The organism is Agrococcus sp. AC640b, assembly GCF_979255995.1.
This window is the reverse complement of sequence record NZ_CEEDMM010000020.1, coordinates 72,334-83,283: the sequence shown is the minus strand read 5'-3', so window position 1 is coordinate 83,283 and position 10,950 is coordinate 72,334. Positions and strand designations below refer to the sequence as shown.

General features: G+C 73.2%; 11 protein-coding genes. 6 read left to right on the top strand and 5 right to left on the bottom strand.

What is annotated here, in order from left to right:
* Positions 1–49 precede the first annotated feature (49 nt).
* Both ACZ6H8_RS09040 and ACZ6H8_RS09035 read right to left on the bottom strand, forming a co-directional pair.
* Positions 50–1,552 (bottom strand): catalase, encoded by a 1,503-nt coding sequence (locus tag ACZ6H8_RS09040; protein WP_464146441.1) that lies wholly within the window; start codon positions 1,550–1,552, stop codon positions 50–52.
* A 91-nt stretch (positions 1,553–1,643) separates the two neighbouring features.
* Complete coding sequence (locus ACZ6H8_RS09035; protein ID WP_464146650.1) at positions 1,644–2,060, bottom strand: Fur family transcriptional regulator; 417 nt, start codon at positions 2,058–2,060, stop codon at positions 1,644–1,646.
* Positions 2,061–2,328: 268 nt separating this feature from the next.
* On the opposite strand from ACZ6H8_RS09035, the gene ACZ6H8_RS09030 reads away from it, so the two are divergent.
* The 3 genes from ACZ6H8_RS09030 to ACZ6H8_RS09020 all read left to right on the top strand — a co-directional run bounded on the left by ACZ6H8_RS09030 (position 2,329) and on the right by ACZ6H8_RS09020 (position 4,423).
* Complete coding sequence (locus ACZ6H8_RS09030) at positions 2,329–2,820, top strand: Hsp20/alpha crystallin family protein (RefSeq protein WP_464146440.1); 492 nt, start codon at positions 2,329–2,331, stop codon at positions 2,818–2,820.
* A 154-nt stretch (positions 2,821–2,974) separates the two neighbouring features.
* A complete protein-coding gene (locus tag ACZ6H8_RS09025; protein ID WP_464146439.1) occupies positions 2,975–3,769 on the top strand; it encodes an SDR family NAD(P)-dependent oxidoreductase in 795 nt (264 codons plus the stop codon).
* A 78-nt stretch (positions 3,770–3,847) separates the two neighbouring features.
* Entirely contained in the window at positions 3,848–4,423 is a 576-nt protein-coding gene (locus ACZ6H8_RS09020) for a DnaJ family domain-containing protein (RefSeq protein ID WP_464146649.1), read from the top strand.
* A 30-nt stretch (positions 4,424–4,453) separates the two neighbouring features.
* Here the strand turns inward: ACZ6H8_RS09020 and ACZ6H8_RS09015 are convergent, their stop codons facing one another.
* Positions 4,454–5,401 carry an AEC family transporter gene (locus tag ACZ6H8_RS09015; protein ID WP_464146438.1) on the bottom strand — a complete coding sequence of 316 codons (948 nt, stop codon included), beginning with the start codon at positions 5,399–5,401 and terminating at the stop codon, positions 4,454–4,456.
* 148 nt (positions 5,402–5,549) lie between these two features.
* Between ACZ6H8_RS09015 and ACZ6H8_RS09010 the strand changes: the two genes are divergently transcribed.
* Entirely contained in the window at positions 5,550–6,194 is a 645-nt protein-coding gene (locus ACZ6H8_RS09010; RefSeq protein ID WP_464146437.1) for a TetR/AcrR family transcriptional regulator, read from the top strand.
* A gap of 78 nt (positions 6,195–6,272) precedes the next feature.
* Positions 6,273–6,983 carry a ZIP family metal transporter gene (locus ACZ6H8_RS09005; RefSeq protein ID WP_464146436.1) on the top strand — a complete coding sequence of 237 codons (711 nt, stop codon included), beginning with the start codon at positions 6,273–6,275 and terminating at the stop codon, positions 6,981–6,983.
* Positions 6,984–6,986: 3 nt separating this feature from the next.
* Here ACZ6H8_RS09005 and ACZ6H8_RS09000 read toward each other — a convergent pair whose 3' ends face one another.
* A complete protein-coding gene (locus ACZ6H8_RS09000; protein WP_464146435.1) occupies positions 6,987–7,931 on the bottom strand; it encodes an NADP-dependent oxidoreductase in 945 nt (314 codons plus the stop codon).
* 232 nt (positions 7,932–8,163) lie between these two features.
* On the opposite strand from ACZ6H8_RS09000, the gene ACZ6H8_RS08995 reads away from it, so the two are divergent.
* The gene (locus ACZ6H8_RS08995; protein WP_464146434.1) at positions 8,164–9,015 is read left to right on the top strand and encodes a PhzF family phenazine biosynthesis protein; all 852 of its coding nucleotides are present in this window, start codon (positions 8,164–8,166) and stop codon (positions 9,013–9,015) included.
* A gap of 25 nt (positions 9,016–9,040) precedes the next feature.
* On the opposite strand, the gene ACZ6H8_RS08990 is transcribed toward ACZ6H8_RS08995, so the two are convergent.
* Positions 9,041–10,936, bottom strand: a complete 1,896-nt coding sequence (locus ACZ6H8_RS08990; RefSeq protein ID WP_464146433.1) for a glycogen debranching N-terminal domain-containing protein — start codon at positions 10,934–10,936, stop codon at positions 9,041–9,043.
* Positions 10,937–10,950: the final 14 nt, after the last annotated feature.

Genomic DNA, 10,950 nt, shown 5'->3' with positions numbered 1-10,950 from the left:
GGATGCGGGGCCGCCGCAGGATGCGCTGGGAGCGCGAGCCGTCGCAGCGTCAGCCGACCGGCGCGACCGCCGGGGGCTCGACGAGGGTCGACTTGGGATCGGTGATCTCGGGCAGGCGTGCCGCGACCTGCTCGCCGAGCCACGCGTCCACGTTCGACCAGTACGCGATGGCACGCTGACGGATCTCGGGGATGCGGGTCTTCGACACGTGGCCGACGATGTTGCCCACGAGACGCTCGCGGGCGGCGTCGTCGAGCACGTCGCGCACGAGCGTGCCCGCCTGGCCGAAGTCGTCGTCCTCCGGGTGCAGCGTCGCGGCCGAGCGGATGAGCTCGCCGTCGGACTCCCAGCCGCGGTCGTCGCCGTGCGCCTCGGGGTCGGCGTGCGGGCCGCCGAACGAGTTCGGCGCGTACACGGGCGTCGCCGCCGAGCGGAAGCCGTGCCGCTGCGCGCCGTCCTTCGAGTACGAGTGCACGTCGGCCGCGTGCGGGCGGTTGACGGGCAGCTCGGCGTGGTTCGTGCCCACGCGGTACCGGTGCGCGTCGGCGTAGGAGAAGATGCGCGCCTGCAGCATCTTGTCGGGGCTCGCCGCGATGCCGGGCACGAAGTTCGACGGCGCGAACGTCGCCTGCTCGATCTCGGCGAAGTAGTTCTCGGGGTTGCGGTTCAGCTCCATGCGACCGACCTCGATGAGCGGGTAGTCGCCCTTCGGCCACACCTTCGTGAGGTCGAAGGGGTTGAAGCGGTACGACGCGGCGTCGTCGTACGGCATGACCTGCACGTACAGCGTCCACGACGGGAAGTCGCGACCGTCGATCGCCTCGTAGAGGTCGCGGATGTAGTAGTCGGCGTCGCTGCCCGCGAGCTGGTCGGCCACGTCCTGCGTCATGTGGTCGTTGCCCTGGTCGGTCTCGAAGTGGTACTTCACCCAGAAGCGCTCGCCCGCGGCGTTGATCCACTGGTAGGTGTGCGAGCCGAAGCCGTCCATGTTCCGCCACGATGCGGGCAGGCCGCGGTCGCCCATGAGCCACGTCACCTGGTGCGCCGACTCGGGCTGCAGGGTCCAGAAGTCCCACTGCATGTCGTGGTCGCGCAGGTTGGAGCCGGGGAGGCGCTTCTGCGAGCGGATGAAGTCGGGGAACTTGATGCCGTCCTTGATGAAGAAGACGGGCGTGTTGTTGCCGACGAGGTCGTAGTTGCCCTCGCTCGTGTAGAACTTCAGCGCGAAGCCGCGGGGGTCGCGCCACGTGTCGGGGCTGCCCTGCTCGCCTGCGACCGACGAGAAGCGTGCGAGCATCTCGGTCTCGACGCCCGGCTGGAACAGCGCGGCGCGCGTGTACTGCGACACGTCGTTCGTCGTGGTGAACGTGCCGAACGCACCGCCGCCCTTGGCGTGCACGACGCGCTCCGGCACCCGCTCGCGGTTGAACTGGGCGAGCTTCTCGACGAGGTAGTGGTCGGTGAGCGCGATGGCGCCGTCGGCGCCGACGGACTGGGAGTGCTGGTCGCTGGCGACCGGCGCTCCGGAGTTGGTGGTGGTCCGCTGGGTCATGATGTCCTCTGCTTCCTCGTACGGTCGTTCGGGTCGTGGATGTCGGGTCGGTCGAGCCGCTCGCCGTCGTACGGCGAGCGGGCGGCTGCGGTCAGCGCGCGGTGGCGGCGCACGGGCCGCACAGCCCCCAGAAGGTCACCTCGGCCTGCATGACGGCGAAGCCGTCGGGGGCCTGCGCATGCAGGCAGGGGGCGTCGCCCGTGACGCAGTCGACGTCCTCGACGCGACCGCACCGCGAGCACACGGCGTGGTGGTGGTTGTCGTCGACGCGGAGCTCGTAGCGAGCGGCGGAGCGTGCGGGCTCGAAGCGGCGCAGCACGCCGGCCTCGTGGAGGGCGCCGAGCACGTTGTGCACCGACTGCACCGAGATGCTCGGCTCCATGACCGCGACGGCTCGGTGGATGACGTCGGCGTCGGAGTGCGGCAGGGCGGCGAGCACGTCGAGCACGGCGAGGCGTCCGCGCGTCACGCGCAGCCCGCGCGTGCGCAGCATGCCCTCGTGCGCCATGCGCTGCGCGAGCGCGTCGTCGATGCGCTCGGCGGGTGCGTGGTCGACGATCTCCATGGCCCCATCCTGTCGCGTTATCGTGAACGATTCAAATCTTCGGCGCGTCGCGTCGAGCTCGACGCTCAGCGAACTCCAAGCCGCGCCTGTTGGCACTCTCAAGGTGAGAGTGCCAATCTGGACGCGCCTCCCGGGAGGTCCCGGGGGCGATCGCCAAGACACCTGGTCCGGCGCACTGGGCGACGGACCGTCGTTGAAGGAGGTGGTTGTCATGGCTCTGACCTTCGACCCGTTCCGCGAGATGGACCGCATGGCGGCACGACTGCTCACCAGCGGTGGCACGCAGCGCAGCGCGACGTGGATGCCGATGGATCTGTACCGCGCCGACGAGCACTACGTCGTGCACGTCGACCTGCCGGGCGTCGACCCGGGCTCGATCGACCTCGACGTCGACGCGACGACGCTCACGATCCAGGCAGAGCGCACGCTCGGCGGCGCCGACGGCGCGCACTGGCTCGCGCAGGAGCGCCCGGCCGGCCGCTTCACGAGGCAGCTGAGCCTCGGGTCGGACCTCGACCTCGACGCGATCCACGCGTCGTACGAGCACGGCGTGCTCACGCTCACGATCCCGGTCGCCGAGCGCTCGAGGCCACGCAAGATCGCCGTCGAGCACGCAGGCTCGGGCTCCGACCGTGCGATCGAGCCGAGTGCACACGCCGACGCGGATGCCCAGCAGCCGGCGGCGGTGACGCAGGATGCGTGAGCGCGAGCCGGTGACGTCGCTCGAGGACGACGAGCTCGAGCCCGCGTTCGGCCGCTGGCTGGGACCCATCAACGGCGGACGCTGACGACGCGCGGCGAGGGAATGACGCACCCGCCCTCGCCCGTTGCATGACGACGAGCAGGAGGAGGAGCGCATGCGCATCGACCTGACTGGCCGCACGGCGGTCGTGACCGGATCGAGCGGCGGGATCGGCTTGGCCATCGCGCGCGGGCTCGCGCAGGCGGGCGCTCGCGTCCTCGTCAACGGCCGGGGTGCCGCGTCGGTGGAGGAGGCTGCCGCTCGCGTCCGCGCCGAGGTGGAGGGCGCCGAGGTGCTCGGGGTCGCGGCAGACGTCGCGACGGCCGAGGGCGCCGAGGCGCTGCTCGCGGCGGCCGGGGACGTCGACGTGCTCGTCAACAACCTCGGCATCTTCGGCGCGACGCCCGCGCTCGAGATCGACGACGACGCGTGGCGGCGATTCCTCGAGGTCAACCTGCTGTCGGCGACGCGGCTCACGCGGCTCGTCCTGCCCGGCATGATCGAGCGCGGCTGGGGCCGCGTGCTCAGCATCGCGAGCGACTCGGCGTTCGCGATCCCCGCCGAGATGATCCACTACGGCGTCTCGAAGACGGCGCTCGTCGCCGCGTCGCGCGGCTTCGCGAAGGCGGCGGCAGGCACGGGCGTCACCGTCAACGCCGTCATCGCGGGCCCCACGCACACCGCAGGCGTCGAGGACTTCGTCGCCAAGCTGGTGCCCGGCGACGCGCCGTGGGACGAGCGGCAGCGCACGTTCATGCGCGAGCACCGGCCGCAGTCCCTCCTGCAGCGGCTCATCGAGCCGGAGGAGATCGCCAACATGGTCGTCTACCTCGCCTCGCCGCTCGCGTCGGCGACGACGGGAGGCGCGCTGCGCGTCGACGGCGGCTACGTCGACGCGATCGCACCGTAGGACACTGCGTCCGCGAGGCTGCGAGGCGTGCGCGAGACGCGTCGCCGTGGCCTGGAGCACGCGATCGGGAGGTGGGGAGTGCCGGAGGATCCGAGGCTGCGCGCCGCGCGCTACCGCATCGGCGTCGACGACGCCTCGGAGGCCGAGCCGGCACCGGTGCCGACCGCCGCGGATCGCGCCGCGTACGTCGAGACCGCGCTCCAGCAGGCCATGCGTCGGGGCGAGTTCGACGACCTGCCAGGCTCAGGCAAGCCGCTCACCGACCTGCTCGCGGCGTCGAACGATCCGAACTGGTGGATCCGCCGCAAGATCGAGCGCGAGCAGCTCACCGGGCTCGCACCGCCCGCGCTCTCGCTGCGCACCGAGGCAGCGCAGCTCGACGAGCGCCTCGACCGGCTCTACCGCGAGGAGGCCGTGCGCGAGGCGCTCGTCGACTTCAACCGACGCGTCGTCGAGGCCAGGCGACAGCTGCTGGGCGGGCCACCGGTGGTGACGCCGCTGCGCGACGTCGAGGCCGACGTCGCCGCGTGGCACGAGCGCCGGGCGCAGCGACGGCGGCTGGCCGCCGAGCTCGCAGCCGCACAGGAGCAGGAGCGTGCCGCGACGCCGTGGTGGCGTCGGCGGAGGACGCGCCGCGACCCGGCGGACGCCTAGCTCCACGCGATCGCGACGGACCCGCGGTCGTCAGCCCAGCAGGCCCGCCGCGAGCACCGCGAGCGGACACGCGAGCACCGTCGTGACGAGCACGATCGTGCGCACGACCGCGCCGACGCTCGTGTACGACGACGCGATCGCGTACATGTTCTGCGCCGACGGCAGGCATGCGATGACCACGAGCGCGAGCAGCTCGAGGCCTTCGAAGCCCAGCAGCAGCCCGAACCCGAGGGTCATCGCCGGCAGCACCACGAGCTTGCCCAGCAGCGGGATGAGCACGATCGCCGTCTGACGCCGCAGCGGCTCGAGCGGCCGTGCGCCGCGCAGCGACATGCCGAAGGCGAGCAGCAGCATGGGGATCGACGCCTCGGCGAGCAGGTCGGCAGGCATGAGCACGGCATCCGGGATCTCGGCGCCCGACAGCATGACGACGGCACCCAGGATCGCCGCGGGCACCACGGGCGTCGCGAACGGCCGCACCACGCGCCGCCACCACGGCTGCGCACCACCCTCGTGCGACGCGGCCGTCGCGATGCCCATCGTGAGCGGTGCCAGCACGAGCACCTGCAGCAGGATGCTCGGTGCGAGGAACGACGTCGTGCCGAGGATCGACGTCGCGAGCGGGATGCCGATGTTGCCGGAGTTCGTGAAGCCGGTCGACGTCGCGAGCACGGCGACGGCCGTCGTCGACCGACGCACGCGCGCCTGCGTGAGCAGCGCGCCCGCGGTGATGAGGATCGTCACGACGATCGGCACGACCATCGCGAGGGAGAACGTCGACAGCAGCACCGTCGGATCGGCGCGCGCGAGCACCGTGAACGTGAGGCCCGGCATCGCGACGAGCAGGGTGAGGCGGTTGAGGATGCGCTCGGCCTCCTGGCCGACGACCTCCCACCGGCGCACGAGGTAGCCGATGAGGATGACGACCGAGACGCCCGCGAACGCGAGCGCCGCATCAGCCATGTTCTCGAGGTCCACGCGTGGACGCCTCCGGTCCGTCCGCGGTCTCCGACGACCCCATCCTCCCACCGCGCATGGGAGCGCGAGCCGCTGTGCGCGGCCATCGAGGTGCGCCCATGCGCACGCTCTATGCTCAGGATCTGCTCGGTCGCGGAGGGAGGTCGGGGTGGACAGGGAACCCGTCGAGGGCCGCACGGCCGCGATGCGCGTCGACCCCACCTCCGGCCAGGCGACCGACACGGCGCAGCGCGTGCTCGACGCGGCCGCCGCGCTCATCGACAGGAGCGGCATCGATCGCCTGTCGACGACCGACGTCGCCGCGCGCGCCCGCGTCTCGGTCGGCACCGTCTACCGGTACTTCGAGGATCGCGACGCGCTCATCCGCACGCTCTACGAGCGCAACCTCGCGCGCGTGCGCGCCGCGCTCGTCGAGTCGGCAGCCACGTCGCGGGGCAGCCTCGAGGCCGACGTGCGCGCCCTCCTCGCCACCTACGTGCGCATGCATCGCTCCCTGCCCGCCTACCAGGCGGTGCGCACGTGGCAGTGGCTGCGGCCCGAGGCTCGCGCAGACCGCGCCGAGGCGGTGAGCGGTACGGCCCGCGAGCTCGCCGACGTGCTCGCGCCACGGCACGGCATGCAGCTGACGCCCGCGCGCCGCGACGCGATCGTCGAGGCCCTCCGGCGCGCGGACGCGCTCGTGCTCGCAGCCTTCCTCGACGACCCCGACATGGACGACGCGGCGACCGTCGCGGTGCTCGCCACCGCCGAGGAGACGCTTCGCGAGGCGCTCGTCGCCGCGATGGGCGACTGACGCGGGCACGGGGGCCCACGCATCCCGTTGCGCTCGCCCCGGCGACCGACCACGCTGTGCTGGCGGAGGGAGTGCACGATGCTCGAGAGCCTGCTGTGGGGAGGGGTCGCTGCGGCGTCGCTGCTCGTCGGCGCGCTGCTGGCGATGCTGCGCCGTTGGCCGAGCGCGCTGCTGGGCCTCGTGCTCGCGTTCGGTGCCGGCGCGCTCATCGCGAGCATCGCGTTCGAGCTCGCCGAGGAGGGCCTCAGGGTCGGCGGCGCCGTGCCCCTCGCGATCGGCCTCGCGCTCGGCGCCGCCGCGTTCTTCGGCGCCGACCGGCTCGTGGAGCGAGTCGGCGCTCGCAGCCGCGACGGCGCGGCAGGCGTGCCGCTCGCGGTGGGGGCGCTGCTCGACGGCGTGCCCGAGCAGGCGGTGCTCGGCATCGGCATCGCCTCGGGCGAGGGGGTGAGCGCAGCGCTCGTCGTGGCGATCGTGCTGTCGAACCTGCCCGAGTCGATCGGCTCGTCGGCGGCGATGCTGCGCGCGGGCTCGCCCAGGCGGCACGTGCTGACCCTCTGGGCAGGCGTCGCGCTCGCGTGCGCCGGCGCGACCGTCGCCGGCACGCTCCTCGCTGGCCTCGCGAGCCCTCAGGTGCAGGCGGGCATCGACGGCTTCGCCGCCGGGGCGCTGCTCGTGATGCTCGTCGACGCGATGATCCCCGAGGCCCGCAGGCAGGCGAAGGACTGGGCCGGCCTCGCGACCGTGCTGGGCTTCGCCCTCGCCGCCGGGCTGTCGCTGCTGGGGTCGTAGCGCCTACGGCACGAGCAGGATCTTGCCGCGCACGGCGTTGGCGACGTTGAGGCGCTGCGCCTCGGCGGCCTCCGACAGCGGCAGGACCTTCGCGATCTCGACGTCGAACGAGCCGGCGGCGATGCGACCGAGCACGACCTCGTACGCCTCGTGCCGCAGCTGCTTCGTGCGCTCCGACAGCGGCTCGGGCTTGCCGCCCATCCATCCCTGCACCCCGAGCGCCGCCGCGGCGTCGCTCCAGACGATCGTGCCGATGCGGTGCGGGTCGGCGACGAGCTGCGCAGACACCGCCATCGACTCCTCGGAGCCGACGCAGTCGTAGACGACGTCGACGCCGCCCGGCGCCGCCTCGCGCACCCGCTCCAGCAGGCCCGGCCCGTACGTCACGGGCGTCGCGCCCAGCTGACGCACGCGGTCGTGGTTCGCCGCGCTCGCCGTCGCGATCACCGTCGCACCCTGCAGCACCGCGAGCTGGATCGCGGCCTGGCCGACGGCGCCGGAGCCCGCGTGGATGAGCAGCGTCTCCCCTGCCCGCAGCTCGAGCTCGACGAGCCCCTGGTACGCCGTGGAGGCGGGGATGCCGATCGCGGCACCCTGCTCGAAGGTGACGGCGTCGGGCAGGCGGTGCAGCTGCTCGGGGGTCGCGACCGTGTGGGTGGCGTAGGCGCCGTTCGCGTGCTGCACGACGACGCGGTCGCCGACCGTCCACCCCTCGACGCCCGCACCGACCTCGACGACCTCGCCTGCGGCGTCGCCACCTGGCACGCGCGGCGTCGTGATCTCGCCGGACGGTCGAGCGCCCGAGCGCAGCTTCGAGTCGAGCGGGTTCACGCCGGCGGCGTGCACGTGCACGACCACCTGCCCCGTGTCGGCGTCGGGCTGCGGCACGTCGACGAGGTGCAGCACCTCGGGGTCGCCGAACTCGGTGTGCTGGATCTGCTGCGCCATCGCGTCGCTCCTCGTCTCGTCCTTCGGCTCCAGTGTCGCCCGGAAGCGGTCGCCCGGTCACGGGGCGTTCGCCAGGAGCCGAGCGGCGGAGCCCGCACGCGGTGACGCTGGGTGGACCGTCGTGCGTCATGCGCACCTCGTGGCCCGCTCAGCGTCACCTGGTGCGGCGTGTCCGCCACCTCGGCTCGACCGGACCGCATCCGCACGCCTACGCTGGCCCGGTCCGCAGCCGATGAGGAGCCTCGTGCCGCAGCATCCGTTCGCTCAGGTCGACGTGTTCTCGTCGACGCCGTTCCTCGGCAACCCCGTCGCCGTCGTGCTCGACGCCGACAGGATCGACGACGCCGAGATGCACCGCATCGCCAGGTGGACGAACCTGTCGGAGACGACGTTCGTGCTGCCGCCGACGCGCGAGGGCGCCGACTACCTGCTGCGCATCTTCACTCCGGGCGGCGAGCTGCCGTTCGCCGGTCATCCGACGCTCGGCTCGGCGGCTGCGTGGCTGCACGCCGGTGGCATGCCGCAGTCCGAGGACCGCATCGTGCAGGAGTGCGCCGCCGGGCTCGTGCGCGTGCGCCAGTCGGGCGGGCTGCTGTCGTTCCAGGCGCCGCCCACGGTGCGCTCCGGCCCGATCGACGAGGACGAGGTCGATGCGATCGCCGCCGCCTTCGGCATCGAGCGCTCGAGCATCCTCGACCATCAGTGGATCGACAACGGCCCAGGCTGGTGCATCGTACGGCTCGGCACCGCCGACGAGGTGCTCGCGCTCGAGCCCGACCTCGCCCGCATCCCCGATGCGATGGTCGGCGCCATCGGCGCGTACCCGCCGGGATCGCCGCACGCGTTCGAGCTGCGTGCCTTCGCGCCCGGCATCGGCGTGGCCGAGGATCCCGTGACCGGCTCGATGAACGCGAGCGCCGCGCAGTGGCTCACGGCCACCGGCATCGCCACGGCGCCGTTCACGGTGTCGCAGGGCGCGCGCCTGGGGCGTGCGGGCGAGATCTCGATCTCGGCCGACGCCGACGGCGGCGTCTGGGTGGGCGGTGCGTGCACGGTGGCGATCACGGGCACGATCGACGTCTGAGGTCGGGAGGCGAGCGGGACCGGGGTCAGACCGGCCGGCGCTGCGCGAGGGCCTGCGCCACGGGCACGACCGCCGCCGCGCTCCACGCCTGCGGGCGGCACGAGGCCGGGTATGCGACGGGCGCAGGCAGGTCGTCGCCCGAGAGCAGCTCGGGCACTCGCCATCCGAACGCCTCGGCGGCGTCGAGCAGCCGCGCGGCGAGGTCGGCGGCCTCGGCGTGCAGGTCCGCGCGCAGCATCCCCTCGATCACGACGCCCGTGTCGTGCGGCCACACCGATCCGCAGTGGTACGCGAGCGGCCAGAAGCCGCCCTCGTCGGTCGCCATCGTGCGCAGCCCCCACCGGGAGGCGAAGGCGGGTGCCACGAGCTGCGCGGCGAGCGCTGCCTCCTCGGCGGACGTCAGGATGCCCGTGCCCAAGCACTGGCCCATGTTCGACGTGCGCGAGTCCACCGGCCGCCCCTCGCCGTCGAGCGCGATCGCGAGGAACCGTACGCCGTCGCGCTCCACCCAGAACCGGTCGCGGAAGCGCACGGCGAGGTCGGCGGCCCACACGCGCCACGCATCCCCTGCCCCGAGCCCGTCGAGCGCGTCGAGCAGGTCGGCGCCGCCGATCGCGGCCTCGTACGCCTGCGCCTGCACCTCCGCGAGCGCGATGGGGCCTTCGGCGATCGAGCCGTCGTGGAAGCGGATCGAGTCGCCCGAGTCCTTCCACCCCTGGTTCGCAAGACCCGTGCCGAGCTCGTCGCGGTAGTGCAGGAAGCCCGTGCCCGCCGGGTCGCCGAAGTCGCGCATCCACGCCAGCGCACCCTCGAGCGTGCCGCGCAGCTCGCGCACGTCGTCGAGCGTCACGGCGCCCGCGTCGAGCGCGCGGCGCAGCAGGACGACCCACAGCGGGGTCGCGTCGACGGTGCCGTAGTAGATCGGCGGCAGCACGATGCCCTCGCCCGGCATCGTGAAGACGCCGTCGCGGATCTCGTGCAGGATCTTGCCGGGCTGCTCGGCGGCGGCGGCATCCACCACCCGACCCTGCAGGCGCGCGAGCGTGCGCAGCGTGCCGAGCGCGAGCCCGCGATCGACGGGCAGCAGCAGACGGGCGGCGATGAGCGTGTCGCGGCCGAAGAGCGTGAGGAACCACGGGGCGCCCGCGGCGAGGAACGGCTCGCCCGGATGCTCGGGGCGCGTCATCGCGAGCGCGTCGAGGTCGGCCAGGGCGGCCGTCGCCCACCGATCGAGCCGTGGGTCGCCGGTGGCGGGCACGCGACCGAGCACGGCGTCGCCGTCGAACGGCGCGACGACCTGCGCGGGATCCGACACGCGCAGGCGCAACGCCACCTCGGCCGCCCCGCCAGCAGGCACGTGCACCGGCCACGACAGCGACACGATGCGGCCGAGCACGGCCACCTCCGCGCCGGAGGCCTCGAGCTCGACCGTGCGCGACCCCCACGTCGACGTGACGAGCCCTGGCCGCTGACCGATCGTGGGCGGCTCGGTGCCGAGCACGCCCGACTTCACCGACTGCAGGTCGTTCGCGTCGAGCCGCACGACGAACGTCACGGTCGTGTCGACGGCGTGGCCCAGGGCGTTCGCGATCGCGACGTGCTCGTCGACCGACCCTGCGCCGACGACGCGGCGACGCTCGACGCGCACGCGCGGATCAGGCGTGGGGCCGTCGTCGATGCCGCGCGCGACGGAGAGGAACACGGCCTCGGACGCGGTCGACGATGCGCCGATCGGCTCGGGCACCTCGCCGCCGACCTCGACGTGCAGGGCGTCGACGACACGGGCGTCCCCGTGGAAGATCCCGTGCATCGGCATCGCACCGAGATCGCCGGTCGGCGACGACCACACCTGCGTGGGTGCGCGGAGCACGACGAGCTCCTCGTGCAGCAGCGGCTGCCTGCCTGGCGCGCTCTCGGTCACCGTCGACCTCCGTG

What these genes read in the sequence shown, in the direction of transcription:
- ACZ6H8_RS09030 (WP_464146440.1), top strand. Translation starts at nt 2,329, where the DNA reads ATGGCTCTGACCTTCGACCCGTTCCGCGAGATGGACCGCATGGCGGCA.
- ACZ6H8_RS08995 (WP_464146434.1), top strand. Translation starts at nt 8,164, where the DNA reads ATGAGGAGCCTCGTGCCGCAGCATCCGTTCGCTCAGGTCGACGTGTTC.
- ACZ6H8_RS09040 (WP_464146441.1), bottom strand. Translation starts at nt 1,552, where the DNA reads ATGACCCAGCGGACCACCACCAACTCCGGAGCGCCGGTCGCCAGCGAC.
- ACZ6H8_RS09005 (WP_464146436.1), top strand. Translation starts at nt 6,273, where the DNA reads ATGCTCGAGAGCCTGCTGTGGGGAGGGGTCGCTGCGGCGTCGCTGCTC.
- ACZ6H8_RS09025 (WP_464146439.1), top strand. Translation starts at nt 2,975, where the DNA reads ATGCGCATCGACCTGACTGGCCGCACGGCGGTCGTGACCGGATCGAGC.
- ACZ6H8_RS09000 (WP_464146435.1), bottom strand. Translation starts at nt 7,931, where the DNA reads ATGGCGCAGCAGATCCAGCACACCGAGTTCGGCGACCCCGAGGTGCTG.
- ACZ6H8_RS09035 (WP_464146650.1), bottom strand. Translation starts at nt 2,060, where the DNA reads ATGGCGCACGAGGGCATGCTGCGCACGCGCGGGCTGCGCGTGACGCGC.